Raw genomic sequence first — 26,315 nt, 5'->3', positions numbered from 1 at the left:
AACTAAACCATGACCAATCCATTGATTATCAAGCTGGGCGGTGTGCTGTTAGACAGCGAAGAAGCGCTGGCCCGCCTGTTTGACGCGCTGCTCACCTGGCGCAGCGCCCATCAGCGTCCGCTGATCATTGTCCACGGTGGCGGTTGCCTGGTGGACGAACTGATGAAAAAGCTGGCGCTGCCGGTGACGAAGAAAAACGGCCTGCGTGTCACGCCTGCCGACCAGATCGACATTATTACCGGTGCGCTGGCGGGCACCGCTAACAAAACCCTGCTGGCATGGGCAAAAAAATCGGGTATCCGCGCGGTCGGCCTCTGCCTGGGTGATGCGGGCATCGTCAACGTCACCCCGTTTGACGAAGAGCTCGGCCATGTCGGCCACGCGATGCCGGGCGATCCGGCTCTGCTGAACACCCTGCTGGCGGCCGGTTATCTGCCGGTAGTCAGCTCAATCGGTATTACTGACAGCGGTGAACTGATGAACGTCAACGCGGACCAGGCGGCGACCGCACTCGCCTCGACGCTGGGCGCGGATTTGGTTCTGCTGTCTGACGTCAGTGGTATTCTCGACGGTAAAGGCCAGCGCATTGAAGAGATGACGGCCGATAAAGCTGAACAGCTGATTACCCAGGGCATTATCACCGATGGCATGATTGTGAAGGTACACGCTGCGCTTGATGCGGCGCGTACCCTGGGCCGCCCGGTGGATATTGCCAGCTGGCGTCACGCCGAGCGGCTGCCTGACCTGTTTAACGGCGTGTCGATTGGCACCCGGATTCTCGCTTAACGACTCTGATTCAAGGATTACGAAATGCAAACGCAAAACATCAAAAAAATCGTTCTGGCTTACTCCGGCGGTCTGGATACCTCAGCCATCATTCCATGGCTGAAAGAGAACTACGGCGGCTGTGAAGTGGTCGCTTTTGTGGCGGATATCGGTCAGGAGCGCGGCGATCTGGAAGGTGTGGAGAAGAAAGCCCTGCAGTCCGGCGCCTCGGAGTGCCATGTGGTTGACCTGCGTGAAGAGTTCATCAGCGACTATGTCTATCCGGTGCTGCAGACCGGCGCCCTGTATGAAGGCACCTACCTGCTGGGCACCTCAATGGCGCGTCCTATCATCGCAAAAGCGCAGGTTGAGCTGGCGCTGAAAGTGGGTGCCGATGCGCTGTGCCACGGCGCAACCGGTAAAGGGAATGACCAGGTGCGTTTTGAAACCACCTACACCGCGCTGGCTCCGCAGCTGAAAGTGGTGGCACCGTGGCGTGAGTGGAATCTGCGTTCACGCGAAGCCCTGCTGGACTACCTGAAAGAGCGCAACATCCCGACGACCGCGTCGCTGGAAAAAATCTACAGCCGTGACGAAAACGCGTGGCACATCTCCACCGAGGGCGGCGTGCTGGAAAGCCCGGCCAATGCACCGAACAAAGATTGCTGGGTCTGGACGGTCGATCCGCTGGAGGCGCCCGATCAGCCTGAAGATGTGACCGTGACCGTTGAGAAAGGCCGTGTGGTCGCCGTCAACGGCGAAAAAATGAGTCCGTTCCAGTGCCTGGAAAAACTCAACGTGCTCGGCGCGAAGCATGGCGTGGGCCGTATCGATATCGTTGAAAACCGTCTGGTCGGCATTAAATCGCGCGGCTGCTATGAAACGCCTGGCGGCACCATCATGGTCAACGCCCTGCGTGCGGTAGAGCAGCTGGTTCTGGATCGTGACAGCTTCAAATGGCGTGAGCAGCTGGGCCATGAAATGTCCTACGTTGTTTATGATGGTCGCTGGTTTGCACCGCTGCGTAAGTCGATTCAGGCGGCTGCCGAATCGCTGGCGGAAGAGGTTAACGGTGAAGTGGTTCTGCAGCTCTTTAAAGGCCAGGCAACCGCGACCCAGAAGCGTTCTGCGAACAGCCTCTACTCAGAAGAGTTCGCGACCTTCGGTGAAGATGAAGTTTACGATCACCGTCATGCGGGCGGCTTCATCCGTCTGTTCTCACTCTCGTCGCGCATTCGTGCCCTGAACGAGCAGAAGAAGTAATTTTCGGGCGGGGTACGCCCCGCCCCACAGTTTCACTTCAGGGGCGGCATTTATGCCGCCTCTTGTTTAACGATTCAGAGGAGTTTTCACATGGCACTTTGGGGTGGACGGTTTACTCAGGCAGCAGATCAACGTTTCAAACAGTTCAACGACTCGCTGCGCTTCGATTACCGCCTGGCAGAGCAGGACATCATTGGCTCTGTTGCCTGGTCCAAAGCGCTGGTAACGGTGAATGTCCTGACTCAGGATGAGCAGCAGCAGCTGGAAGCAGCCCTGAATGCGTTACTGCAGGACGTGCGTGAAAATCCTGAGCAGATCCTGCAGAGCGATGCCGAAGATATTCACAGCTGGGTGGAAGGTCAACTGATTGACAAGGTCGGCGCGCTGGGTAAAAAACTGCACACCGGCCGTAGCCGTAACGATCAGGTCGCGACCGATCTGAAGCTCTGGTGCAAGGTGCAGGTTGAGGCGCTGCTGGGCGCAACGCGCGATCTGCAGCAGGCGCTGGTGGTGACGGCGGAAGCCAACCAGGATGCGGTGATGCCGGGCTATACCCACCTGCAGCGTGCTCAGCCGGTGACGTTTGCCCACTGGTGTCTCGCCTATGTGGAAATGCTGGCGCGCGATGAGAGCCGTCTGCAGGATACGCTGAAGCGGCTGGATGTCAGCCCGCTGGGCTGCGGCGCCCTGGCCGGTACCGCTTACGAGATCGACCGTCAGCAGCTGGCAGGCTGGCTGGGCTTTGCGTCCGCCACACGCAACAGTCTGGACACCGTCTCAGACCGCGACCATGTGCTGGAGCTGCTCTCCGATGCCGCGATTGGCATGGTGCATCTGTCACGCTTTGCCGAAGATATGATTTTCTTTAATACCGGCGAAGCGGGCTTTATCGAGTTGTCAGATAAAGTCACCTCTGGCTCCTCTTTAATGCCGCAGAAGAAAAACCCGGATGCGCTGGAGCTGATTCGCGGCAAGTGCGGTCGGGTGCAGGGCGCGCTGACCGGGATGATGATGACGCTGAAGGGGCTGCCGCTGGCGTATAACAAAGATATGCAGGAAGACAAAGAGGGGCTGTTCGACGCACTCGACACCTGGCTCGACTGTCTGCATATGTCGGTGCTGGTGCTGGATGGTCTGCAGGTTAAACGTCCGCGCTGCCAGGAGGCCGCCGAACAGGGTTATGCAAACTCCACCGAGCTGGCGGACTATCTGGTTGCCAAAGGGGTGCCGTTCCGTGAAGCGCACCATATCGTTGGCGAAGTGGTCGTGGCCGCGATTGGCGAGGGTGTGGCGCTGGAGGCCCTGCCGCTGGCGACGCTGCAGCAGTACAGCACGGTAATTGGTGAGGATGTCTATCCGATCCTGGCGCTGCAATCCTGTCTGGATAAGCGTAATGCGCAGGGCGGTGTCTCTCCGCAGCAGGTTGCGCGTGCCATCAATGAGGCAAAACAGCGTCTGGCGTAATCTGCAGATAAAAAAAAGCGGGCATTTCAGATGCCCGCCAACCTCTAGCTTCATAACAACTACTTTTTTTATAGGCACATCATCAGAGCGCCAGCTCTCCCGGCTGACCCTCAGATTTTTTACGCTGACAGCAAGTATTGCTGCAGATCGTCACTCCCGCCAATATGACGACCGCCGATAAAGATTTGCGGCACCGTCGCCCGGCCGGTAACGGCGCGCAGACTGACCGTTGTGGCATCCTGGCCCAGCACAATCTCTTCGTACTGAATCCCCTGATCGACCAGCATCTGTTTTGCCTGAATGCAGAAGGTGCAGCCAGGTTTAGTAAAGATGGCGACCGACTCCTGAGCTTTACAGGCCGGGTCCAGGTAGCGCAGCATGGTGTCAGCATCAGACACTTCGAACGGGTCGCCAGGCCGATTCGGCTCCACAAACATTTTCTCTACCACGCCATTGCGCACCAGCATGGAGTAGCGCCAGGAGCGGGGTCCAAAGCCGAGGTCAGCTTTCTCGACCAGCATCTCCATGCCACGGGTAAATTCGCCGTTGCCATCAGGAATAAAGGTGATGTTGTCTGCGCGCTGCTCCGCTTTCCAGGCGTTCATCACAAAGGTGTCATTCACCGAGACGCACAGGATGCTGTCCACACCCAGGCGGGTAAACTGTCCCGCTAATTCGTTGTAACGCGGCAGATGAGTAGATGAGCAGGTGGGTGTAAACGCTCCCGGCAGTGAAAATACGATAACCGTTTTATCTTTAAACAGCGCATCGGTGGTGACATCGACCCAGCGATCGCCCTGGCGTGTGTGAAAAGTCACTGAGGGGACTGCTTTACCTTCCTGACCTGCCAACATTTCTTACTCCTGATCAACCACGTTCCATTTGATGCGCGCATTATTCCCAACCACGCTTGATAGGGCCAATCGTTCATTGCTATTCTATCTATCGCCACGGGCTATCGTGGTCTGGAGGGTAATAATGAATATTCGTGATCTTGAATATCTGGTTTCGCTTGCTGAACACCGCCACTTTCGTCGTGCTGCGGATGCCTGTCATGTCAGTCAGCCCACGTTAAGCGGGCAGATCCGCAAGCTGGAAGATGAGCTGGGCGTGATGCTGCTGGAGCGCACCAGTCGTAAAGTACTGTTCACCCAGGCCGGTTTGCTGCTGGTGGATCAGGCGCGAACGGTGCTGCGGGAAGTCAAGGTGCTGAAAGAGATGGCCAGTCAGCAAGGGGAAGCGATGTCCGGTCCGCTGCACATCGGCCTGATCCCGACGATCGCGCCCTACCTGCTGCCACAGATTATCCCCACGCTGCACCAGACGTTCCCGAAACTGGAGATGTATCTGCACGAAGCGCAGACGCTGCAGCTGCTGGCACAACTGGACAGCGGCAAGCTGGACTGCGCGATTGTCGCGCTGGTCAAAGAGAGCGAGGCCTTTATCGAAGTCCCGCTGTTTGACGAGCCGATGAAGCTGGCGGTCTACGCTGATCACCCGTGGTGTGACCGCGACCGGGTGCCGATGTCCGATCTGGCAGGTGAAAAACTGCTGATGCTGGAGGACGGGCACTGCCTGCGCGATCAGGCGATGGGCTTCTGCTTTGAGGCGGGAGCGGATGAAGATACCCATTTCCGTGCAACCAGCCTTGAGACGCTGCGCAACATGGTGGCGGCAGGCAGCGGCATCACGCTGTTACCGGCGCTGGCCGTTCCGCCGGAACGCATCCGGGATGGGGTCTGCTATCTGCCCTGTTACAAGCCGGTTCCCAGACGGACGATCGCGCTGGTTTACCGTCCGGGCTCCCCTCTGCGCAGCCGTTATGAACAGCTGGCAGAGGCGATCAAAGCCCATATGGAGCACTATTTCGACGCCACTTTAAAACAGGCGGTTTAACCCGTTTAGCGCGGCAACGCGATAGGCTTCGGCCATGGTCGGATAGTTAAAGGTGGTATTCACGAAGTATTCAATCGTGTTGCCACCATTTTTCTGTTCCATAATGGCCTGACCGATATGAATAATCTCGGCGGCACGCTCGCCAAAGCAGTGGATCCCCAGAATCTCTTTGGTTTCCCGGTGAAAGAGGATCTTCAGGCTGCCAACGTTCATCCCCACGATCTGCGCGCGCGCCAGATGTTTAAACTGTGCGCGGCCCACTTCATAAGGCACCTTCATGGCCGTCAGCTGCTGCTCGGTTTTACCCACAGAGCTGATCTCAGGAATGGTATATATCCCGGTCGGAATATCTTCGATCAGGTGCGCTGACGCTTCCCCTTTGATGATCGCCTGCGCGGCAATGCGTCCCTGGTCGTAGGCGGCAGACGCCAGGCTCGGGTAGCCAATCACGTCACCCACGGCATAGATGTGTGGCTGGGCGGTCTGATACATGCTGTTTACTTTCAGCAGGCCCCGGCCATCGGCTTCCAGGCCGACATTCTCCAGCGACAGCGAGTCGGTGTTACCGGTACGGCCATTGGCGTACAGCAGGCAATCCGCTTTTACTTTTTTGCCCGACTTGAGATGCATGATCACGCCATCTTCCACGCCTTCGATCTTCTCAAACTCTTCGTTGTGACGAATCACCACGCCGCTGTTCCAGAAGTGATACGAAAGGGAGTCAGACATCTCCTGATCCAGGAACGCCAGCAGGCGATCGCGGGTGTTGATCAGATCAACCTTCACGTTCAGGCCACGGAAAATCGACGCATATTCACAGCCGATCACGCCTGCACCATAAATGATGACGTGGCCGGGTTCGTGGTGCAGGTTGAGGATCGAGTCGGAGTCATAGACGCGCGGATGGGTGAAGTCCACATCCGCAGGATGATAAGGACGTGAGCCACAGGCGATAACAAACTTCTCTGCCGTCAGCGTCTCGCGGGTGCCATCCGGCTGTTCAATCTCGATCGTATTGGCATCCACGAAATGCGCATCGCCCTGATAAAGCTCGCAGCGGTTGCGCTCATAGAAACCCTGGCGCATGGTTGTCTGCTGGCTGATCACGTTTTCCGTGTGGTTGAGAATGTCGGCAAAGGAGGAGCGAAGCAGACGGGTGTGATCGCTGTAGAGCGGGTTCTGGTTAAATTCGATAATGCGGCTGACGGCGTGGCGAAGGGCTTTGGAGGGGATGGTACCCCAGTGCGTACAGCCGCCACCGATGTTGTGGTAGCGTTCGATCACGGCGATGCGCGCTCCCTGTTTTACCAGCCCCATCGCCGCACCTTCACCGCCGGGCCCTGAGCCAATCACAATGGCATCGTAATCGTAAGACTTTTGCATACCGATACGTCCTATTATTTATACATTTTTACAACGAGATTCTAACATCTCGTCGCGCACTTCTGAATTCTATCAGCGATTTTCATCACAGTTTGGCAAAGAGTGAGGTTCACAGACGGTGACAAAGATTGCCACTCTGTACGCTGAAAATTTTGATATAGTGGCCCCATAACACCGCTAAAGGCAGAGAGAATGGGCGTCAGAGCGCAACAGAAAGAACGTACACGACGTACACTGATTGAAGCCGCTTTCAGTCAGCTCAGCGCCGAACGCAGTTTTGCCAGCCTGAGTCTGCGGGAAGTTGCCCGTGAAGCCGGTATCGCACCTACCTCGTTTTACCGTCATTTCAAGGATGTTGACGAACTCGGCCTGACGATGGTGGATGAAAGCGGTCTGATGCTGCGCCAGCTGATGCGCCAGGCGCGCCAGCGAATTGCCAAAGGCGGCAGCATTATCAAAACGTCGGTCGCGACCTTTATGGAGTTTATCGGCAACAATCCCAACGCTTTCCGCCTGTTGCTGCGCGAACGTTCCGGCACCTCTGCTGCTTTTCGTGCCGCAGTGGCGCGTGAAATTCAGCACTTTATCGCTGAACTGGCGGATTATCTTGAGGTCGAAAATCGCATGCCGCGCAGTTTCACCGAAGCGCAGGCTGAAGCGATGGTGACGATAGTCTTCAGCGCCGGTGCAGAAGCACTCGACGTTGATACGGAGCAGCGACGAAAGCTTGAGGATCGGCTGGTGCTACAGCTGCGCATGATCGCCAAAGGCGCCTATTACTGGTACCGCCGTGAGCAGGAGCGGCTGGCGGTTACCCTGGAAAAACCCGAAGAACAATGAGTAAGGATCCCTCCATGACCCACCCAGGTATTCGCGATAAAAGCACGCTGGCGCTGGCTTTTATTACCGGCTTAGCGATTAACGGCTCCTTTTCGGTGCTGTTCAGCGCCTTTGTTCCCTTTTCGATTTTTCCGCTGATTTCACTGGGTCTGGCAGCCTGGTGTCTGCATCAGCGTTATCTCAATACCAATATGCCGGATGGTATGCCAGGCCTGGCGGCCGCCTTTTTCCTGCTGGGCATTCTGGTCTACAGCGCGCTGGTGCGGGCAGAGTATCCGGATATCGGATCGAACTTTGTGCCGACCGTCCTGATGGTGGCGCTGGTGTTCTGGATTGCGACGCGGTTCAAACGCAAGCGTCACTAAACGTGATAATAAAAACGGGAACTCCAGGGTTCCCGTTTTTTTTACGCTTTTCGCGTCAGCAACACGCCGCATTCCATATGGTGGGTATAGGGGAACTGATCAAACAGCGCCAGCCGCGTCACATCGTGCGTTTTCGCCAGCGTCTGCAGATTGTCGCTCAGGGTCTGCGGATTACAGGAGATATAAAGGATGCGCGGATAAGCCTGCACCATCTTCACCGTCTCTTCATCCAGTCCGCTGCGCGGCGGGTCGACAAAAATCGTCTCGCAGTCGTAGCTGCTCAGGTCAACGCCTTCCAGACGATTGAAGCTGCGCACCCCATTCATCGCCTGCGTAAACTCTTCCGCCGCCATACGAATGATCTGCACGTTATCGATCTGGTTTACCGCAATATTGTACTGAGCTGAAGCGACGGACGGCTTCGCGATCTCCGTGGCCAGCACGCGACGGAAATTGCGTGCCAGCGCCAGCGAGAAGTTGCCGTTGCCACAGTAGAGTTCCAGCAGATCGCCCTGTGAATCCCGTGTCACATCCAGCGCCCACTCCAGCATCTGAATATTCATCGCGGCGTTCGGCTGGGTAAAACTGTTCTCGACCTGACGATAGATAATCTCGCGGCCTGCCACCGGCAGACACTCATCCACATAGTCGCGATCCAGACAGATTTTGGTTTTGGTCGCGCGACCAATCAGCTGCACATCCAGCCCTTCGGCGCGTAACTGATCACGCAGCGCCGCGGCTGCCTGCTGCCACTCATCATCCAGCTTGCGGTGATAAAGCAGCGAAATCACAATCTGATTGCTCAGGGTCGAGAGATAGTCGATCTGAAACAGTTTATGGCGCAGGATGCGGTTATCGCGGATCGCGGCGATCATCTTCGGCATCAGCTGATTGATCAGCTGGCTGGCCGCCGGGAACTGATCAACGCGGATCCGCTCGCGCGTCTGCTGATCGAAGATGATGTGATAGATGTCATCGCCGTCATGCCACAGGCGAAATTCGGCGCGCATCCGATAGTGGCTGACCGGCGAACGGAACACCTCCACGTCGGGCGCCGCAAATGGCGTCATCATCGTTTCTAAACGACTGACTTTTTCCGCCAGCTGGGCGTCATACTCTTCAATAGGGAGATGTTCGGGTGTCATGAGTAATCCTGATTAATAGCTTACCAGCGGGCGATTGTAGGCATTCACTTGCTGATGTCCAGTCCTGCAGCGAGAAGATATCTGGCTATCTGGACTTCCCAATCCCCACTCCGTAGACTGCTGACGCCGGCCTCATGCCCGAGTTAATAGGGAATCCAGTGCAAATCTGGAGCTGACGCGCAGCGGTAAGGAATGTCGTGATGTGTGCAATTGCAGACACTGTCCTCCGGGATGGGAAGTCATCATCACTTATGGTTCCCAGCCCGAAGACCTGCCGGTGTAACGTCGCTACTCGTACAATCATCGCGTGCTATCGATTGTCGGCCTGCGGCATCCTGCTGGGTCTTATGGATGCATGAATAAATGACAAAAAAAACGCTTTCGCTGTGCGCTCTGGGCGCCACGGCCATTTCTCTCTGGGCGCAAAACGGTTACGCGCAGGCAAATGATGAAACGCAAATCGTCACCGCTAACCGCTTTGCTGAACCTGTTTCGGGCGTGCTGGCGCCCACAACGGTTGTTACGCGTGATGAGATCGATCGCTGGCAGGCCAAAAGTCTGACGGATGTCATGCGTCGCCTGCCGGGTGTCGATGTGGCGCAGAATGGCGGATTAGGTCAGCAGAGTTCGCTGTTTATCCGGGGCACCGAATCCCGACATGTGCTGATCCTGATTGATGGCATCCGGCTTAATCAGGCGGGTATCAGCGGTTCGTCTGACCTCAGCCAGATCCCCCTGTCACTGGTTCAGCGTATCGAATATATTCGCGGTGCGCGTTCGGCAGTTTACGGTTCCGATGCGATTGGCGGCGTCGTCAATATCATCACCGGTCGTGCGCAGCCGGGCTCTACGCTGACGGCGGGCATGGGCTCCCGGGGTTATCAATCTTACGATGGCTCCACTCAACAGAGGCTGGGCGAGGCGACCACACTGACGCTGGCCGGCAACTACACCTATACCCGGGGGTATGATGTGGTGGCGGGCTACCCGAATGACTATGGCCCGGCCCAGCACGATCGCGACGGCTTTATGAGCAAAACGCTGTATGGCAATCTGGAGCATCAGTTCAGCGATGAGCTCACTGGTTTTGTGCGCGGCTATGGGTTTGATAACCGTACCGCCTACGATGGTTCTTACAGCTACGATCAGAGCTTCACGAATGTCGTCGGGCTGGCGGATACCCGGCAGCTCTACAGCCAGACCTGGGACACCGGGTTACGCTTCAGCCGTGACCTTTACTCTACTCAACTCATCGCCAGTTACGGTCATACCAAAGACATCAACTACGACCCACGCAATGGCCGTTACGGCGCGGCATCCACCTTTGATGATGTGACTCAGTACAATCTGCAGTGGGGTAACACCCTGCAGCTGGGGCAGGGCGCGCTTAGCGCCGGTATCGACTGGCAGAAAGAGACAACCGAGCCAGGCACTAACTATCTGTCTGACGGTTATGAGCAGCGCAACACCGGTCTCTACCTCACCGGTCAGCAGCAGGTGGGCAGCGTCACGCTGGAAGGCGCGGTTCGCAGTGACGACAACAATCAGTTCGGCTGGCATAACACCTGGCAGACCGCGGCGTCATGGGAGTTTATCTCCGGCTATCGCCTCTTTGCATCGTATGGCACGGCCTTTAAAGCACCGAACCTGTCCCAGGTTTACAGCCCGTTTTATGGCAATCGCGACCTCGATCCGGAAAAAAGTAAGCAGTGGGAAGGGGGTGTTGAAGGGCTGAGCGGACCGGTGAACTGGCGCGTGTCAGGTTATCGCAACGACATCGATAACCTGATTGATAGCGATCCCCAGACCTTCCGTTACTACAATATTAAGCAGGCGCGGATTAAGGGCGTTGAGGCCACAGCCGGATTCGACACCGGTCCGCTGACGCATCAGCTCTCATACGATTATGTCGATGCGCGGGATGGCACCACCGGCCAGCCGCTCATTCGCCGGGCTAAACAGCAGGTGAAATATCAGCTCGACTGGACGCTGTATACCTTTGACTGGTCCGTGACTTATCACTATCTGGGTGACCGTTATGACACCGACTTCAACAGCACGCCCAGCCGTCGCGTGAAATCAGGCGGTGTCAGCCTGTGGGATCTCGCGGTCTCATATCCTGTCACTTCACAACTCACGGTTCGTGGTAGAATTGCCAACCTGTTCGATAAAGATTACGAGACAGCGTATGGCTATCAGACTCCAGGACGAGAGTATTACCTCAGCGGCAGCTACACCTTCTGATTTACGCCCCACGGTGCTGGTATTTGATTCCGGCGTCGGCGGGCTTTCTGTCTATGATGAGGTCCGGCAGCTCCTGCCAGACCTTCATTATCTTTACGCCTTTGATAACGCCGGTTTCCCTTATGGGGAGAAAAGCGAAACCTTCATTGTCGATCGGGTGGTTGCCATCGTTGCGGCGATTACTCAGCGCTATCCGCTCTCACTCGTCATCATCGCCTGCAATACGGCCAGCACGGTTTCACTGCCCGCGCTGCGGGAACGCTTTGCGTTTCCTGTTGTAGGTGTGGTGCCTGCAATTAAACCGGCTGCGCGCCTGACGCGTAATGGCGTGGTGGGGTTGCTGGCAACGCGGGCGACGGTACGTCGTCCTTATACACATGAGCTGGTGGCGCAGTTTGCCGGTTCCTGCCACATCGAAATGCTGGGATCAGCGGAGCTGGTGGAGCTGGCCGAAGCTAAACTCCACGGCGCACAGGTGGCACTGGAAGAAGTACGCCGCATCGTTCAGCCGTGGCTGCGGATGGCTGAGCCACCGGATACGGTCGTTTTAGGCTGTACGCACTTTCCTTTACTGCGCGAAGAGCTGCAGCAGGTGTTACCGGACGGCACGCGCCTGATCGATTCCGGTGCGGCGATAGCACGACGCACGGCCTGGCTGCTGGAGCATGAAGCGCCTGAAGTGCGCTCATCGCAGCAGAACGTCGCTTTTTGCACGGCGCTGGATGATGAAGCCGTACAATTATCACCCGTTTTACAGCGTTATGGCTTCCCGTTGCTGGAAAAACTGGCGCTTTAGCGGCTTTTCGCTGAAAAAAACAGCACTCAGAATTTTATTTGAAATTAGCACTTGTCAGCCTCCGAGAACTCCCTATAATGCGCCTCCACTGACACGGCACAACGGCTTACGAAGCGCCGGGTTAAGTAGGTTCGAAATCATACGAACCAGTGAGTTAAGCGAAAATAAATGCTTGACTGACAATGCGGAAAGCGTAATATACGCAGCCCGCGCCGCAGTAAATCGCGGCACTGCTCTTTAACAATTTATCAGACAATCTGTGTGGGCACTCGCAGGATTGATATCAGCGTCTCCGGACGCAAAAAAATATCAAAGCCTCACGAGTGAACACATAATGAAATTCATTATGACGTTTTACAGATGAGCACCGCTGGACTGGTTTCAGCAAATCAAACTTTAAATTGAAGAGTTTGATCATGGCTCAGATTGAACGCTGGCGGCAGGCCTAACACATGCAAGTCGGACGGTAGCACAGAGAGCTTGCTCTCGGGTGACGAGTGGCGGACGGGTGAGTAATGTCTGGGGATCTGCCCGATAGAGGGGGATAACCACTGGAAACGGTGGCTAATACCGCATAACGTCGCAAGACCAAAGAGGGGGACCTTCGGGCCTCTCACTATCGGATGAACCCAGATGGGATTAGCTAGTAGGCGGGGTAATGGCCCACCTAGGCGACGATCCCTAGCTGGTCTGAGAGGATGACCAGCCACACTGGAACTGAGACACGGTCCAGACTCCTACGGGAGGCAGCAGTGGGGAATATTGCACAATGGGCGCAAGCCTGATGCAGCCATGCCGCGTGTATGAAGAAGGCCTTCGGGTTGTAAAGTACTTTCAGCGGGGAGGAAGGCGGTGCGGTTAATAACCGCGCCGATTGACGTTACCCGCAGAAGAAGCACCGGCTAACTCCGTGCCAGCAGCCGCGGTAATACGGAGGGTGCAAGCGTTAATCGGAATTACTGGGCGTAAAGCGCACGCAGGCGGTCTGTTAAGTCAGATGTGAAATCCCCGGGCTTAACCTGGGAACTGCATTTGAAACTGGCAGGCTTGAGTCTCGTAGAGGGGGGTAGAATTCCAGGTGTAGCGGTGAAATGCGTAGAGATCTGGAGGAATACCGGTGGCGAAGGCGGCCCCCTGGACGAAGACTGACGCTCAGGTGCGAAAGCGTGGGGAGCAAACAGGATTAGATACCCTGGTAGTCCACGCCGTAAACGATGTCGACTTGGAGGTTGTTCCCTTGAGGAGTGGCTTCCGGAGCTAACGCGTTAAGTCGACCGCCTGGGGAGTACGGCCGCAAGGTTAAAACTCAAATGAATTGACGGGGGCCCGCACAAGCGGTGGAGCATGTGGTTTAATTCGATGCAACGCGAAGAACCTTACCTACTCTTGACATCCAGCGAACTTTCCAGAGATGGATTGGTGCCTTCGGGAACGCTGAGACAGGTGCTGCATGGCTGTCGTCAGCTCGTGTTGTGAAATGTTGGGTTAAGTCCCGCAACGAGCGCAACCCTTATCCTTTGTTGCCAGCGATTCGGTCGGGAACTCAAAGGAGACTGCCGGTGATAAACCGGAGGAAGGTGGGGATGACGTCAAGTCATCATGGCCCTTACGAGTAGGGCTACACACGTGCTACAATGGCGCATACAAAGAGAAGCGACCTCGCGAGAGCAAGCGGACCTCACAAAGTGCGTCGTAGTCCGGATCGGAGTCTGCAACTCGACTCCGTGAAGTCGGAATCGCTAGTAATCGTGGATCAGAATGCCACGGTGAATACGTTCCCGGGCCTTGTACACACCGCCCGTCACACCATGGGAGTGGGTTGCAAAAGAAGTAGGTAGCTTAACCTTCGGGAGGGCGCTTACCACTTTGTGATTCATGACTGGGGTGAAGTCGTAACAAGGTAACCGTAGGGGAACCTGCGGTTGGATCACCTCCTTACCTTAAGATACCTCTCCGCGCAGTGCTCACACAGATTGTCTGATAAAAAGTAACGAGCAGAAAAAACCTCTACAGGCTTGTAGCTCAGGTGGTTAGAGCGCACCCCTGATAAGGGTGAGGTCGGTGGTTCAAGTCCACTCAGGCCTACCAAATTCGCACTCACGCTGCGTTATGTCTCCGGCTCGCATAGTTCACTATGCTTCGCGAAGACATGCCTTGCCTGAGCACGAATTGCATTTCTCACGAAGTGTACTCGGTTGGACGTAGTGGTCTCTGCAGTAACTGTATGGGGCTATAGCTCAGCTGGGAGAGCGCCTGCCTTGCACGCAGGAGGTCAGCGGTTCGATCCCGCTTAGCTCCACCATACCGTTTTAACTGTTTTTTCTGAATACCTCAGAGCGTACCGGCGACGGTGTGCTGTGAAGTATTATGCTCTTTAACAATCCGGAACAAGCTGAAAATTGAAACGACGTAGCGCGTCATCCCTCCGTAATAAGGGGTGACAACGCGATACGGTCGGGTCTCTCAAATGCTTGCAGTCTGCAGCGTGAAAACGCCTGTGGGTTGTGAGGTTAAGCGACCAAGCGTACACGGTGGATGCCCAGGCAGTCAGAGGCGATGAAGGACGTGCTAATCTGCGTAAAGCGACGGTAAGGTGATATGAACCGCTACAGCCGTCGATGTCCGAATGGGGAAACCCGGTGCACTCAGTGCATCATTGCAGCATGAATACATAGTGCTGCAAGGCGAACCGGGGGAACTGAAACATCTAAGTACCCCGAGGAAAAGAAATCAACCGAGATTCCCCCAGTAGCGGCGAGCGAACGGGGAGCAGCCCAGAGCCTGAATCAGCTTGTGTGTTAGTGGAAGCGTCTGGAAAGTCGCAGGGTACAGGGTGATACTCCCGTACACAAAAACACACAGGCTGTGAGCTCGATGAGTAAGGCGGGACACGTGGTATCCTGTCTGAATATGGGGGGACCATCCTCCAAGGCTAAATACTCCTGACTGACCGATAGTGAACCAGTACCGTGAGGGAAAGGCGAAAAGAACCCCGGCGAGGGGAGTGAAACAGAACCTGAAACCGTGTACGTACAAGCAGTGGGAGCCTCTTTAATGGGGTGACTGCGTACCTTTTGTATAATGGGTCAGCGACTTATATTCTGTAGCAAGGTTAACCGTATAGGGGAGCCGCAGGGAAACCGAGTCTTAACTGGGCGTTAAGTTGCAGGGTATAGACCCGAAACCCGGTGATCTAGCCATGGGCAGGTTGAAGGTTGGGTAACACTAACTGGAGGACCGAACCGACTAATGTTGAAAAATTAGCGGATGACCTGTGGCTGGGGGTGAAAGGCCAATCAAACCGGGAGATAGCTGGTTCTCCCCGAAAGCTATTTAGGTAGCGCCTCGTGAACTCATCTCCGGGGGTAGAGCACTGTTTCGGCTAGGGGGCCATCCCGGCTTACCAACCCGATGCAAACTGCGAATACCGGAGAATGTTATCACGGGAGACACACGGCGGGTGCTAACGTCCGTCGTGAAGAGGGAAACAACCCAGACCGCCAGCTAAGGTCCCAAAGTCATGGTTAAGTGGGAAACGATGTGGGAAGGCACAGACAGCCAGGATGTTGGCTTAGAAGCAGCCATCATTTAAAGAAAGCGTAATAGCTCACTGGTCGAGTCGGCCTGCGCGGAAGATGTAACGGGGCTAAACCATGCACCGAAGCTGCGGCAGCGGCGCGTATGCGCTGTTGGGTAGGGGAGCGTTCTGTAAGCCGTCGAAGGTGTGCTGTGAGGCATGCTGGAGGTATCAGAAGTGCGAATGCTGACATAAGTAACGATAAAGCGGGTGAAAAGCCCGCTCGCCGGAAGACCAAGGGTTCCTGTTCAACGTTAATCGGAGCAGGGTGAGTCGACCCCTAAGGCGAGGCCGAAAGGCGTAGTCGATGGGAAACAGGTTAATATTCCTGTACTCGGTGTTACTGCGAAGGGGGGACGGAGAAGGCTATATCAGCCGGGCGACGGTTGTCCCGGTTTAAGCGTGTAGGTGTGTGTTCCAGGCAAATCCGGTTCACTTTACACTGAGGCGTGACGACGAGGCACTACGGTGCTGAAGTGATAAATGCCCTGCTTCCAGGAAAAGCCTCTAAGCATCAGGTAACACAGAATCGTACCCCAAACCGACACAGGTGGTCAGGTAGAGAATACCAAGGCGCTTGAGAGAACTCGGGTGAAGGAACTAGGCAAAATGGTGCCGTAACTTCGGGAGAAGGCACGCTGGCGCGTAGGTGAAGGGACTTGCTCCCGGAGCTGAAGCCAGTCGAAGATACCAGCTGGCTGCAACTGTTTATTAAAAACACAGCACTGTGCAAACACGAAAGTGGACGTATACGGTGTGACGCCTGCCCGGTGCCGGAAGGTTAATTGATGGGGTTATCCGTAAGGAGAAGCTCTTGATCGAAGCCCCGGTAAACGGCGGCCGTAACTATAACGGTCCTAAGGTAGCGAAATTCCTTGTCGGGTAAGTTCCGACCTGCACGAATGGCGTAATGATGGCCAGGCTGTCTCCACCCGAGACTCAGTGAAATTGAACTCGCTGTGAAGATGCAGTGTACCCGCGGCAAGACGGAAAGACCCCGTGAACCTTTACTACAGCTTGACACTGAACATTGAGCCTTGATGTGTAGGATAGGTGGGAGGCTTTGAAGCGCGGACGCCAGTCTGCGTGGAGCCATCCTTGAAATACCACCCTTTAATGTTTGATGTTCTAACGTGGCCCCGTGATCCGGGGTGCGGACAGTGTCTGGTGGGTAGTTTGACTGGGGCGGTCTCCTCCTAAAGAGTAACGGAGGAGCACGAAGGTCAGCTAATCACGGTCGGACATCGTGAGGTTAGTGCAATGGCATAAGCTGGCTTGACTGCGAGAGTGACGGCTCGAGCAGGTGCGAAAGCAGGTCATAGTGATCCGGTGGTTCTGAATGGAAGGGCCATCGCTCAACGGATAAAAGGTACTCCGGGGATAACAGGCTGATACCGCCCAAGAGTTCATATCGACGGCGGTGTTTGGCACCTCGATGTCGGCTCATCACATCCTGGGGCTGAAGTAGGTCCCAAGGGTACGGCTGTTCGCCGTTTAAAGTGGTACGCGAGCTGGGTTTAGAACGTCGTGAGACAGTTCGGTCCCTATCTGCCGTGGGCGCTGGAGAATTGAGGGGGGTTGCTCCTAGTACGAGAGGACCGGAGTGAACGCACCACTGGTGTTCGGGTTGTCATGCCAATGGCACTGCCCGGTAGCTAAGTGCGGAAAAGATAAGTGCTGAAAGCATCTAAGCACGAAACTTGCCCCGAGATGAGTTCTCCCTGACCCCTTGAGGGTCCTGAAGGGACGTTGAAGACGACGACGTTGATAGGCCGGGTGTGTAAGCGCAGCGATGCGTTGAGCTAACCGGTACTAATGACCCGTGAGGCTTAACCTTACAACGCCAGAGGCGTTTTTTGAGAGACGATTTTCAGCCTGAACCGGATAATCTGCGCGGCCCCTGTGGCGGCGCGGAAGACAGAATCTGCCTGGCGGCTTTAGCGCGGTGGTCCCACCTGACCCCATGCCGAACTCAGAAGTGAAACGCCGTAGCGCCGATGGTAGTGTGGGGCCTCCCCATGCGAGAGTAGGGAACTGCCAGGCATCAAACACGTTCCTTTTCCTCTGACAGGGAAAACAAGAAGGAACAGACAGGCATCAGCGAGGCGCTGATGGCTGTGAAAGAACCGGTGGAGCGGTAGTTCAGTTGGTTAGAATACCTGCCTGTCACGCAGGGGGTCGCGGGTTCGAGCCCCGTCCGTTCCGCCACCCTTTTAGGGGCGTAGTTCAATTGGTAGAGCACCGGTCTCCAAAACCGGGTGTTGGGGGTTCGAGTCCCTCCGCCCCTGCCAGAAAACGATCCTTTGCTTCGGCAAAGGATTTTTTTTGCCTTTAAAAAAGCAAAAAACCAGTTAACACTAACTGGTCTCTTATTTCTCCCGCCTGTTTTTTCCCCTGATTTCAGCTATTTTGCCTTACCAGAATCGGGAATTTCAGCAGCTGACGGATATGTGCCTGTTGATCGCTGTTCTGCAACCAGACCGCATAGAGGGGACGAACGGCCACCGGAGTATCCGGAATGACCATTAATTCGCTGTAGAGACTCTGCCAGAAGTCGGGCAGAAACGCGCACGCTCCGGTGGTATGCAGCAGTTCGCGGGTGACATGCGCAGAGGTTGTTGTCAGGACCGGCACATCGTCAGCGCCGGAAAGATAACTCTGATGCTGATGAAAGTCTGCTCCCCACTCCAGCTTGATATAGTCGTAATGTTCGCGCTTCTCACTCTGGCGGGCGCAGAACAGCGCCAGCGAGATATGCCCAATCTGCTGACTGGTTAACTCATCCATCTTAGGCGCTTCGGTTGTGATCAACAGATCCAGCTGGCGCTCATGAAGCTGCTTAACCAGCAGATGCCGCTGCGCTACGCGTGCTTCCAGATGCAGGCTCTCGCGGTTCTCATACAACGTCTGTAGCCATGGCGTCAGATAAGCCTCCCATAGCGAAGCGCTGGCCCCTATGGAGAGCTCATGGTGCTGCTGTGTGTGAGAGACCTCTTTCTTCGCCATCATCCAGGTGCTCATCAGACTCTCAGCGTAAGGGAGTAACCGCTCTCCGGCCGCCGTCAGACGGATGTTGTTGCGATGGCGTGTAAAAAGATTCACACCAAGCTGATTTTCTAACTGACGGATGCGAAAACTGACGGCAGATTGCGTGAGATAAAGGGCTTCTGCAGCACGCCCGAAATGGCGTGTTCTGCTCACTTCCAGGAAAGTTTTCAGTAATTCCGTATCCACAGCCTTCTCCCAAAAAATGTTTGTCGTATAGATTTAAATGTTTTGTTTTACACTCTGTCAAGCCTATCTAATACTCCGCGCCATTAACAGCACGGCATTAGAAAATCAGGAGCGTGTAACATGGCGGAAAGCTTCTCAACAGAGAATCGTTTCTTTGATAACAAACATTACCCGCGTGGTTTCTCACGTCACGGTGACTTTACTATTAAAGAAGCTCAGCTTCTTGAACGCCACGGTTTTGCCTTTAATGAGCTGGATTTATCAAAGCGTGAGCCTGTAACCGAAGAAGAGCGTTTGTTTATTGAAGTATGTCGTGGTGTGCGTGAACCGCAGACGGAAGCAGAACGCGTCTGGTCCAAATACATGACCCGCATTAAGCGTCCCAAGCGTTTCCATACGCTGTCTGGCGGTAAACCACAGATGGATACCGTTGAAGACTTTAGCGACAGCGACGATTAACAGAAAAGGGGCGAAAGCCCCTTTTTTATTGCAGGCTGTTGTGCAGATGAATCATTAACCGGTCAATCGTCCGGTAACTGACGGCCTCCTGCAGATGACGTCGGGTAATCTCCCGCTCGCCGGCCAGATCGGCCACCGTGCGCGCCACTTTCAGGATCCGCTGCCAGGCCCGTACAGATAAACCCAGCTTCTCCAGCACAGATTCCAGCCACGCCGCATCCTCTTTAACGGGCTGGCACCAGCGTACGATCTCGGCGTTATTCAGATGGGCATTAATCTTTCCGGCGCGGACAAGTTGCACGTCGCGCGCGGCGATAACCCGTTGACGAACCCGCTCAGAGGCTTCCGCAGCAGGGCGCTGCCCACTGAGCATGCCGCCGGGCAGCAGCGGTATCTCCAGCGAAAGATCAAAGCGATCCAGAAAAGGGCCCGATAGCTTGCTGAGATAACGCAGCACCTGTTGAGGAGAGCAGCGGTTATGCTGTCCCTGATAATGTCCTGTCGGGCTTGGGTTCATCGCCGCAACCAGCTGAAAGCGTGCCGGATAGGTGACTTTAGCGCGGGCGCGTGAAATGGCGATGCAGCCAGACTCCAGCGGCTCGCGCAGAGAATCCAGCACCCTGCGGTCAAATTCCGGCAGTTCATCCAGGAAGAGCACACCATTATGAGCCAGCGAGATCTCGCCGGGACGCGGCAGGGATCCGCCGCCAATCAGGGCATAAAGCGAGGCGCTGTGATGAGGTGACCTGAATGGCCGGGTACGCCACTGGCGGTGCAGGGCGCTGCTGTTGACCAGGCTGGCAATCGCCGCACACTCCAGCGCTTCCCGATCGCTCAGTGCAGGCATGATACCGGGAAGCCGGGTGGCCAGCATGGTCTTACCGGTGCCGGGAGGCCCAATCAGCAACAGGTTGTGTCCGCCTGCGGCCGTGATCTCCAAAGCTCTGCGCCCCTGTTCCTGACCAATCATATCCGCGAGATCTTCAGACGGCGTGTATTCCTGATGTTCAGGGGCGCGGGCCACGGGCAAAGTGATCGCATCGCGCAAAAAAGCGCATACCTCGCTGAGGTGTGAGGCGACGAGGGATGCGCCCTGACGGATTAACCCGGCATCGTCCTGATTTTCCGCCGAGAGAACCAGTTGTCGTCCTGCCTGAATCGCTACCATTGCTGCCGGAATCGCGCCCTGTACCCCGCACAGCGCACCGTCAAGCGCCAGTTCACCCAGAAACTCATAGTGCGCCAGTTTATCGGCCGGAAGCTGTTCAGAGGCGACCAGAATAGCGATGGCCATCGGCAGGTCATACCGCCCGCCCTCTTTGGGCAGATCTGCCGGGGCAAGATTGATGGTGAGACGCTTTGCCGGGAAGGTGAATCCGCTGTTGATAATGGCGCTACGCACCCGCTCGCGCGCTTCTTTCACAGTGGTTTCAGGCAGCCCTACCAGCGTTAAGGCGGGCAGGCCATTACTGATATGGGCTTCAATGGTCACCAGCGGGGCTTCCACTCCCAACGCTGCCCGGGTCAGAACTTTTGATAATGACATAGTCGCTCCTTATGGCCGTCATTCTGAGCACGACATAACAGGAAAGCGAGGGCAGCATTTTCATGCTTCGGAGCAATGCACAACCTGTCAGCCCTGTTTCAATGCTGTATCAGAACGCTGCGAAGCTGTACGCAAATTCACCAAAATATCATTACGTCACTAAAGTGATGAATAATTATCATCACGTAATTATTTCTTGTATTACAGATTGATAGGTGCGACTCCGCCCGCAGGCACGAAAAAAAGCTGCAAAAAAAGTTGTATCATTACCCCTGACTATGATAACTCTGTAGGCATTACTTCGAACACGTAAAAGAATTGAACAATACATGAAAGCCCTTCTACAAGTGATTAGCCTGGTCGTGATTAGCGTGGTGGTGGTTATTAACCTACCGTGCGGGGCAACGCTTGGAGAAAGAAAGGCTTAAAAATCAAGCCTCGAATCCGAAAAAACCCCCGCACCGAAAGGTCCGGGGGTTTTTTTTCGAGCCGAGGAAATATCAGCAAATCCACAAGGAACAAACAATGAACAGTAGCATAAAATTCTGTTGTTCCGGTCAGGACACAGGAGAATAGCGATGACAGGTGCACAGTGGGTAGTTCAGGCTTTACGCGCGCAGGGTGTGAATACCGTATTTGGTTACCCGGGCGGCGCAATCATGCCGGTATACGACGCGCTCTATGATGGCGGCGTGGAACACCTTCTGTGTCGTCATGAGCAGGGCGCGGTGATGGCGGCGATTGGTTATGCGCGCTCTACCGGCAAAACCGGCGTCTGCATCGCGACATCGGGTCCTGGCGCGACCAACCTGATCACGGGTCTGGCGGATGCGATGATGGATTCCGTCCCGGTTGTGGCGATAACGGGGCAGGTCAACTCTGCCTTCATCGGCACTGATGCATTTCAGGAGATCGATGTGCTCGGCCTTTCGCTGGCCTGCACTAAACATAGCTTCCTGGTAGAGTCGCTGGATGAGCTGCCCGCCATCATGGCCGAGGCGTTTGCGCTGGCACAGTCGGGTCGCCCGGGTCCGGTACTGGTTGATATCCCAAAAGATATTCAGGTTGCACAGGGTGAACCTGCTCCGCATCTGGTGTCGGTTGAAGAGGACAACACTCTGCCACATCAGGCGATCCACGAGGCACGAGCCCTGATGGCGCAGGCTAAAAAACCGATGCTGTATATCGGCGGCGGCGTGGGTCTGGCGCAGGCTGTGCCGGCACTGCGTGCGCTGGCAGAAGAGACCGGTATTCCGGCCGTCGCAACCTTAAAGGGGCTGGGCAGCGTGGATCCTCACAGCGAGGTTTATCTCGGTATGCTGGGGATGCACGGTACCAAAGCCGCCAACTTCGCCGTACAGGCGTGTGACCTGCTGATTGCAGTCGGTGCCCGTTTCGATGACCGTGTGACCGGCAAGCTGGACACCTTTGCCCCGCACGCCAGCGTCATTCATCTCGACATCGATCCGGCAGAATTAAACAAACTGCGTCGCGCGCATGTCTCACTGCAGGGCGATCTTAACGATCTGCTGCCCGCGCTGAGTCAGCCGCTGCAAATCGACGCCTGGCGTGACGAAGTGAAGGCGATGAAAGCCAGCCACGCCTGGCGCTATGACCATCCGGGCGAGGCGATCTATGCCCCGCTGCTGCTGAAGCAGCTCTCGGATCGCAAATCCGCCGATGCCGTAGTGACCACCGATGTTGGACAGCACCAGATGTGGACCGCGCAGCACATGGCTTTCAGCGCACCTGAGAACTTCATCACCTCCAGCGGTTTAGGCACCATGGGCTTTGGCTTACCCGCCGCCATCGGCGCTCAGGTGGCCCGCCCGGAAGACACCGTCATCTGCGTTTCAGGTGACGGCTCCATTATGATGAATATTCAGGAGCTGGGCACCATCAAGCGTGGCAGGCTGCCTGTGAAGATCCTGCTGCTGGATAACCAGCGTCTGGGCATGGTGCGCCAGTGGCAGCAGCTCTTTTTCGACGGTCGCTATAGCGAAACCAATCTCTCTGACAACCCCGACTTCCTCACGCTGGCCAGTGCGTTTGATATTCCCGGCCAGCGTATTACCCGTAAAGATCAGGTCGACGCCGCCCTTGATGCTCTGCTGAACAGCGAAGGTCCTTACTTCCTGCATGTTGCAATTGATGAGCATGAAAACGTCTGGCCACTGGTACCGCCGGGTGCCAGCAATGCAAACATGATGGAGAAAACCGTATGAACCAGCATCAATTGTCTATCGAAGCCCGATTCCGTCCTGAAATATTGGAGCGCATTCTGCGTGTCGTGCGTCATCGCGGTTTTCAGGTCTGTTCCATGAACATGGCCTCCGTCGCCAATGCAGAAAATATTAATATTGAAATGACCGTTGCCAGCCAGCGTTCCGTCGATTTACTGTCTTCGCAGTTAAGCAAATTGATCGACGTCGCATGCGTTCAGATTCAACAACAGACAACACAACAAATTCGCGCGTAGCCGCGAGAGGGAATAACAATGAGCACGAAGAAAGCAGACTTTATTTGGTTCAATGGCGAGATGGTTAAGTGGGAAGAGGCGAAGGTCAGCGTTATGTCCCACGCGTTGCACTACGGTACGTCGGTATTTGAAGGCGTGCGCTGCTACGACTCTCACAAAGGACCGGTTGTGTTCCGTCATCGTGAACACATGCAACGTCTGCACGACTCCGCCAAAATCTACCGTTTCCCGATTAAAAGCAGCGTTGATGAGCTGATGGAAGCGTGCCGCGAAGTCATCCGCGTAAACAAACTGAAAAGTGCTTATATCCGTCCGCTGGCCTTTGTCGGCGATGTAGGCCTGGGCGTAAACCCGCCAGACGGTTTCACCACCGATGTGATTATCGCCGCATTCCCGTGGGGCGCATACCTGGGCGCTGAAGCCCTGGAGAACGGAATTGATGCGATGGTCTCCTCATGGAACCGCGTTGCGCCAAATACTCTGCCGACCGCCGCGAAAGCGGGCGGAAACTATCTCTCCTCACTGCTGGTGGGCAGCGAAGCCCGTCGTCACGGCTATCAGGAAGGGATCGCGCTGGATACCAATGGTCTGATTTCAGAAGGCGCAGGCGAAAACCTGTTTGAAGTCAAAGATGGCGTGCTCTTTACCCCGCCATTTACCTCTTCGGCACTGCCGGGCATCACCCGCGATGCGATCATCACGCTGGCGCGTGATATGGGTATCGAAGTGCGCGAACAGACGCTGTCGCGTGAATCTCTCTACCTGGCCGACGAAGTCTTCATGTCCGGTACTGCAGCAGAAATCACCCCTGTGCGCAGCGTGGACCGTATTCAGGTCGGCGAAGGCAAATGCGGCCCGGTCACCAAACGCATTCAGCAGGCATTCTTTGGCCTGTTCACCGGCGAGACCGAAGACAAATGGGGCTGGCTGGACCCGGTTAACGCGTAACCAGACCTTGCGCGGATATCGCTGGATGTCCGCGAACTTATTTTCACTGGAGTAAAGAGCATGCCTAAGTACCGTTCCGCTACCACCACCCACGGCCGCAACATGGCGGGTGCCCGTGCCCTCTGGCGCGCAACAGGAATGACCGACGACGATTTCGGCAAACCGATTATCGCCGTCGTCAACTCCTTCACCCAGTTTGTGCCGGGCCACGTCCATCTGCGCGATCTGGGTAAGCTGGTTGCTGAGCAGATTGAAGCGGCAGGTGGCGTAGCCAAAGAGTTCAACACGATCGCGGTGGATGACGGTATTGCCATGGGCCATGGCGGCATGCTCTATTCCCTGCCTTCGCGTGAGCTGATCGCTGACTCTGTCGAGTACATGGTCAACGCACACTGTGCCGATGCCATGGTCTGCATCTCGAACTGCGACAAGATCACGCCGGGAATGCTGATGGCGTCACTGCGCCTGAACATCCCGGTGATCTTCGTCTCCGGCGGCCCGATGGAGGCCGGTAAAACCAAACTGTCCGACCAGATCATCAAACTGGATCTGGTGGATGCGATGATTCAGGGGGCGAACCCCAACGTCAGCGATGCCGACAGCGAGCAGATCGAACGCTCTGCCTGTCCGACCTGCGGCTCCTGCTCTGGTATGTTCACCGCTAACTCCATGAACTGCCTGACCGAAGCTCTCGGCCTGTCGCAGCCGGGCAACGGCTCGCTGCTGGCCACCCACGCCGACCGTAAAGAGCTGTTCATCAATGCCGGTAAGCGTATCGTCAGCCTGACCAAACGTTACTACGAGCAGGATGACGAAAACGTCCTGCCGCGAAATATCGCCAGTAAGGCGGCGTTTGAAAATGCGATGACGCTGGATATCGCGATGGGCGGCTCCACCAATACCGTCCTGCACCTGCTGGCGGCGGCGCAGGAGGGCGATATCGACTTCAACATCTCTGACATCGACCGCCTGTCACGCAAAGTGCCTCAGCTCTGTAAAGTGGCACCCAGCACCCCAAAATACCACATGGAAGATGTGCACCGTGCGGGTGGCGTCTATGCGATTCTCGGCGAGCTGGATCGCGCTGGCCTGTTTGACAGCAGCGCCCGCAACATCCTGCAGCAGACCATGCGTGAAACGCTGGATCAGTACGACATCATGCTGACTCAGGATCAGGCGGTAAAAGATATGTTCCGCGCGGGCCCTGCCGGTATCCGTACCACCCAGGCGTTCTCGCAGAGCTGCCGCTGGGATACGCTTGATGACGATCGTGCTGAAGGCTGCATCCGCACCCGCGAAAACGCTTATTCGCAGGATGGCGGTCTGGCCGTGCTCTACGGCAACATTGCGGAAGATGGCTGCATCGTGAAAACCGCAGGCGTAGATAAAGAGATCCTCACCTTTACCGGCCCGGCCAAAGTCTATGAAAGCCAGGATGACGCGGTAGAAGCGATTCTGGGCGGCAAAGTGGTGGCGGGCGACGTGGTCGTTATCCGCTACGAAGGGCCAAAAGGGGGGCCGGGTATGCAGGAGATGCTCTATCCGACCACCTACCTGAAATCGATGGGCCTGGGCAAAAGCTGTGCCCTGATCACCGACGGTCGCTTCTCGGGTGGCACGTCCGGCCTCTCAATCGGTCACGCCTCGCCGGAAGCGGCTAACGGCGGCACCATTGCGCTGGTCAAGGATGGTGACACCATCGAGATCGATATCCCTAATCGCGGCATTAAACTCGCCGTGCCGGACAACGAACTGCACGCCCGTCGTGAAGAGCAGCAGGCGCGTGGCGATGCGGCCTATACGCCGGTCAATCGTCAGCGTGAAGTCTCCTTTGCGCTGCGTGCTTACGCATCACTCGCGACCAGCGCCGACAAAGGTGCGGTCCGCGATAAGAGCAAGCTGGGAGGCTAA

The 26,315-nt window shown here is 55.9% G+C and carries 19 protein-coding genes, 4 tRNA genes, 3 rRNA genes and 1 riboswitch; of the genes, 21 read left to right on the top strand and 5 right to left on the bottom strand.

Features of this window, described 5'->3' with window-relative positions:
• The first annotated feature begins 9 nt into the window (after positions 1–9).
• The 3 genes from argB (at position 10) to argH (ending at position 3,492) form a co-directional block, all read left to right on the top strand.
• Positions 10–786 (top strand): acetylglutamate kinase, encoded by a 777-nt coding sequence (argB, locus tag AB1748_RS01385; protein ID WP_111140425.1) that lies wholly within the window; start codon positions 10–12, stop codon positions 784–786.
• 24 nt (positions 787–810) lie between these two features.
• Positions 811–2,028, top strand: a complete 1,218-nt coding sequence (locus AB1748_RS01380; protein WP_111140426.1) for an argininosuccinate synthase — start codon at positions 811–813, stop codon at positions 2,026–2,028.
• 90 nt (positions 2,029–2,118) lie between these two features.
• Positions 2,119–3,492 (top strand): argininosuccinate lyase, encoded by a 1,374-nt coding sequence (gene argH, locus AB1748_RS01375; protein WP_111140427.1) that lies wholly within the window; start codon positions 2,119–2,121, stop codon positions 3,490–3,492.
• A gap of 119 nt (positions 3,493–3,611) precedes the next feature.
• On the opposite strand, the gene AB1748_RS01370 is transcribed toward argH, so the two are convergent.
• The gene (locus AB1748_RS01370; RefSeq protein ID WP_111140428.1) at positions 3,612–4,346 is read right to left on the bottom strand and encodes a glutathione peroxidase; all 735 of its coding nucleotides are present in this window, start codon (positions 4,344–4,346) and stop codon (positions 3,612–3,614) included.
• Between the two features lie 124 nt (positions 4,347–4,470).
• Here AB1748_RS01370 and oxyR point away from each other — a divergent pair, with 124 nt between their 5' ends.
• A complete protein-coding gene (oxyR, locus tag AB1748_RS01365) occupies positions 4,471–5,388 on the top strand; it encodes a DNA-binding transcriptional regulator OxyR (RefSeq protein ID WP_111140429.1) in 918 nt (305 codons plus the stop codon).
• Here the strand turns inward: oxyR and sthA are convergent.
• Positions 5,371–6,771: a Si-specific NAD(P)(+) transhydrogenase gene (sthA, locus tag AB1748_RS01360; RefSeq protein ID WP_293770478.1), complete on the bottom strand. Its 1,401-nt coding sequence runs from the start codon at positions 6,769–6,771 to the stop codon at positions 5,371–5,373. The two genes, oxyR and sthA, sit on opposite strands and share 18 nt — an antisense overlap.
• Before the next feature lie 192 nt (positions 6,772–6,963).
• Here sthA and fabR point away from each other — a divergent pair, with 192 nt between their 5' ends.
• Positions 6,964–7,611 (top strand): HTH-type transcriptional repressor FabR, encoded by a 648-nt coding sequence (fabR, locus tag AB1748_RS01355; RefSeq protein ID WP_111140431.1) that lies wholly within the window; start codon positions 6,964–6,966, stop codon positions 7,609–7,611.
• A gap of 14 nt (positions 7,612–7,625) precedes the next feature.
• A complete protein-coding gene (locus AB1748_RS01350) occupies positions 7,626–7,976 on the top strand; it encodes a YijD family membrane protein (RefSeq protein WP_111140432.1) in 351 nt (116 codons plus the stop codon).
• A gap of 41 nt (positions 7,977–8,017) precedes the next feature.
• Here AB1748_RS01350 and trmA read toward each other — a convergent pair whose 3' ends face one another.
• Positions 8,018–9,121: a tRNA (uridine(54)-C5)-methyltransferase TrmA gene (trmA, locus tag AB1748_RS01345; protein ID WP_111140433.1), complete on the bottom strand. Its 1,104-nt coding sequence runs from the start codon at positions 9,119–9,121 to the stop codon at positions 8,018–8,020.
• Between the two features lie 110 nt (positions 9,122–9,231).
• Positions 9,232–9,415: riboswitch (cobalamin riboswitch) on the top strand.
• 69 nt (positions 9,416–9,484) lie between these two features.
• On the opposite strand from trmA, the gene btuB reads away from it, so the two are divergent.
• The 9 genes from btuB to AB1748_RS01300 all read left to right on the top strand — a co-directional run bounded on the left by btuB (position 9,485) and on the right by AB1748_RS01300 (position 18,029).
• Positions 9,485–11,365: a TonB-dependent vitamin B12 receptor BtuB gene (gene btuB / locus AB1748_RS01340; RefSeq protein WP_111140434.1), complete on the top strand. Its 1,881-nt coding sequence runs from the start codon at positions 9,485–9,487 to the stop codon at positions 11,363–11,365.
• The gene (murI, locus tag AB1748_RS01335) at positions 11,310–12,161 is read left to right on the top strand and encodes a glutamate racemase (RefSeq protein ID WP_111140435.1); all 852 of its coding nucleotides are present in this window, start codon (positions 11,310–11,312) and stop codon (positions 12,159–12,161) included. Before btuB ends, murI begins: the two co-directional genes overlap by 56 nt.
• Before the next feature lie 398 nt (positions 12,162–12,559).
• Positions 12,560–14,099, top strand: a 16S ribosomal RNA gene (locus AB1748_RS01330).
• A gap of 73 nt (positions 14,100–14,172) precedes the next feature.
• Positions 14,173–14,249 (top strand) — tRNA-Ile (locus AB1748_RS01325).
• A 138-nt stretch (positions 14,250–14,387) separates the two neighbouring features.
• Positions 14,388–14,463: transfer RNA gene (locus AB1748_RS01320), tRNA-Ala, on the top strand.
• A gap of 206 nt (positions 14,464–14,669) precedes the next feature.
• Positions 14,670–17,575, top strand: a 23S ribosomal RNA gene (locus AB1748_RS01315).
• Between the two features lie 90 nt (positions 17,576–17,665).
• Positions 17,666–17,781: ribosomal RNA gene (rrf, locus tag AB1748_RS01310) — 5S ribosomal RNA — on the top strand.
• Together the 16S, 23S and 5S rRNA genes with 4 tRNA genes alongside form the textbook arrangement of a ribosomal RNA operon.
• 88 nt (positions 17,782–17,869) lie before the next feature.
• Positions 17,870–17,946, top strand: a tRNA-Asp gene (locus AB1748_RS01305).
• 7 nt (positions 17,947–17,953) lie between these two features.
• A tRNA-Trp gene (locus AB1748_RS01300) sits at positions 17,954–18,029 on the top strand.
• 109 nt (positions 18,030–18,138) lie between these two features.
• Here AB1748_RS01300 and hdfR read toward each other — a convergent pair.
• Positions 18,139–18,972: an HTH-type transcriptional regulator HdfR gene (gene hdfR / locus AB1748_RS01295; RefSeq protein WP_111141092.1), complete on the bottom strand. Its 834-nt coding sequence runs from the start codon at positions 18,970–18,972 to the stop codon at positions 18,139–18,141.
• A 120-nt stretch (positions 18,973–19,092) separates the two neighbouring features.
• On the opposite strand from hdfR, the gene AB1748_RS01290 reads away from it, so the two are divergent.
• Complete coding sequence (locus tag AB1748_RS01290; protein WP_111141094.1) at positions 19,093–19,431, top strand: DUF413 domain-containing protein; 339 nt, start codon at positions 19,093–19,095, stop codon at positions 19,429–19,431.
• Between the two features lie 25 nt (positions 19,432–19,456).
• Here AB1748_RS01290 and AB1748_RS01285 read toward each other — a convergent pair whose 3' ends face one another.
• The gene (locus AB1748_RS01285; RefSeq protein WP_111141096.1) at positions 19,457–20,977 is read right to left on the bottom strand and encodes a YifB family Mg chelatase-like AAA ATPase; all 1,521 of its coding nucleotides are present in this window, start codon (positions 20,975–20,977) and stop codon (positions 19,457–19,459) included.
• Positions 20,978–21,306: 329 nt separating this feature from the next.
• Between AB1748_RS01285 and ilvL the strand changes: the two genes are divergently transcribed.
• The 5 genes from ilvL (at position 21,307) to ilvD (ending at position 26,315) form a co-directional block, all read left to right on the top strand.
• Positions 21,307–21,405, top strand: coding sequence for an ilv operon leader peptide (gene ilvL, locus AB1748_RS01280; protein WP_072101316.1), 99 nt, complete (start codon positions 21,307–21,309; stop codon positions 21,403–21,405).
• 150 nt (positions 21,406–21,555) lie between these two features.
• Positions 21,556–23,202 (top strand): acetolactate synthase 2 catalytic subunit, encoded by a 1,647-nt coding sequence (gene ilvG / locus AB1748_RS01275; protein ID WP_367395921.1) that lies wholly within the window; start codon positions 21,556–21,558, stop codon positions 23,200–23,202.
• A complete protein-coding gene (gene ilvM, locus AB1748_RS01270) occupies positions 23,199–23,456 on the top strand; it encodes an acetolactate synthase 2 small subunit (protein ID WP_008926359.1) in 258 nt (85 codons plus the stop codon). The genes ilvG and ilvM overlap by 4 nt, the downstream gene beginning before the upstream one ends.
• Positions 23,457–23,474: 18 nt before the next feature.
• A complete protein-coding gene (locus AB1748_RS01265) occupies positions 23,475–24,404 on the top strand; it encodes a branched-chain amino acid transaminase (protein ID WP_111141100.1) in 930 nt (309 codons plus the stop codon).
• Positions 24,405–24,464: 60 nt separating this feature from the next.
• Positions 24,465–26,315 carry a dihydroxy-acid dehydratase gene (ilvD, locus tag AB1748_RS01260; RefSeq protein WP_111141101.1) on the top strand — a complete coding sequence of 617 codons (1,851 nt, stop codon included), beginning with the start codon at positions 24,465–24,467 and terminating at the stop codon, positions 26,313–26,315.

This window comes from Pantoea sp. Ep11b (assembly GCF_040783975.1).
GTDB lineage: Bacteria > Pseudomonadota > Gammaproteobacteria > Enterobacterales > Enterobacteriaceae > Pantoea.
Note: the sequence above shows the minus strand (reverse complement) of the source record. Positions and strands in the feature narration are given on the sequence as shown.

Excerpts from the sequence above, each read along its gene's own strand:
- AB1748_RS01370 (WP_111140428.1), bottom strand. The coding sequence starts at position 4,346 with ATGTTGGCAGGTCAGGAAGGTAAAGCAGTCCCCTCAGTGACTTTTCAC.
- ilvD (WP_111141101.1), top strand. The coding sequence starts at position 24,465 with ATGCCTAAGTACCGTTCCGCTACCACCACCCACGGCCGCAACATGGCG.
- btuB (WP_111140434.1), top strand. The coding sequence starts at position 9,485 with ATGACAAAAAAAACGCTTTCGCTGTGCGCTCTGGGCGCCACGGCCATT.
- AB1748_RS01380 (WP_111140426.1), top strand. The coding sequence starts at position 811 with ATGCAAACGCAAAACATCAAAAAAATCGTTCTGGCTTACTCCGGCGGT.
- ilvL (WP_072101316.1), top strand. The coding sequence starts at position 21,307 with ATGAAAGCCCTTCTACAAGTGATTAGCCTGGTCGTGATTAGCGTGGTG.
- oxyR (WP_111140429.1), top strand. The coding sequence starts at position 4,471 with ATGAATATTCGTGATCTTGAATATCTGGTTTCGCTTGCTGAACACCGC.
- ilvM (WP_008926359.1), top strand. The coding sequence starts at position 23,199 with ATGAACCAGCATCAATTGTCTATCGAAGCCCGATTCCGTCCTGAAATA.
- AB1748_RS01350 (WP_111140432.1), top strand. The coding sequence starts at position 7,626 with ATGACCCACCCAGGTATTCGCGATAAAAGCACGCTGGCGCTGGCTTTT.
- trmA (WP_111140433.1), bottom strand. The coding sequence starts at position 9,121 with ATGACACCCGAACATCTCCCTATTGAAGAGTATGACGCCCAGCTGGCG.
- AB1748_RS01290 (WP_111141094.1), top strand. The coding sequence starts at position 19,093 with ATGGCGGAAAGCTTCTCAACAGAGAATCGTTTCTTTGATAACAAACAT.
- sthA (WP_293770478.1), bottom strand. The coding sequence starts at position 6,771 with ATGCAAAAGTCTTACGATTACGATGCCATTGTGATTGGCTCAGGGCCC.
- murI (WP_111140435.1), top strand. The coding sequence starts at position 11,310 with ATGGCTATCAGACTCCAGGACGAGAGTATTACCTCAGCGGCAGCTACA.
- fabR (WP_111140431.1), top strand. The coding sequence starts at position 6,964 with ATGGGCGTCAGAGCGCAACAGAAAGAACGTACACGACGTACACTGATT.
- AB1748_RS01285 (WP_111141096.1), bottom strand. The coding sequence starts at position 20,977 with ATGTCATTATCAAAAGTTCTGACCCGGGCAGCGTTGGGAGTGGAAGCC.
- ilvG (WP_367395921.1), top strand. The coding sequence starts at position 21,556 with ATGACAGGTGCACAGTGGGTAGTTCAGGCTTTACGCGCGCAGGGTGTG.
- AB1748_RS01265 (WP_111141100.1), top strand. The coding sequence starts at position 23,475 with ATGAGCACGAAGAAAGCAGACTTTATTTGGTTCAATGGCGAGATGGTT.
- argH (WP_111140427.1), top strand. The coding sequence starts at position 2,119 with ATGGCACTTTGGGGTGGACGGTTTACTCAGGCAGCAGATCAACGTTTC.
- argB (WP_111140425.1), top strand. The coding sequence starts at position 10 with ATGACCAATCCATTGATTATCAAGCTGGGCGGTGTGCTGTTAGACAGC.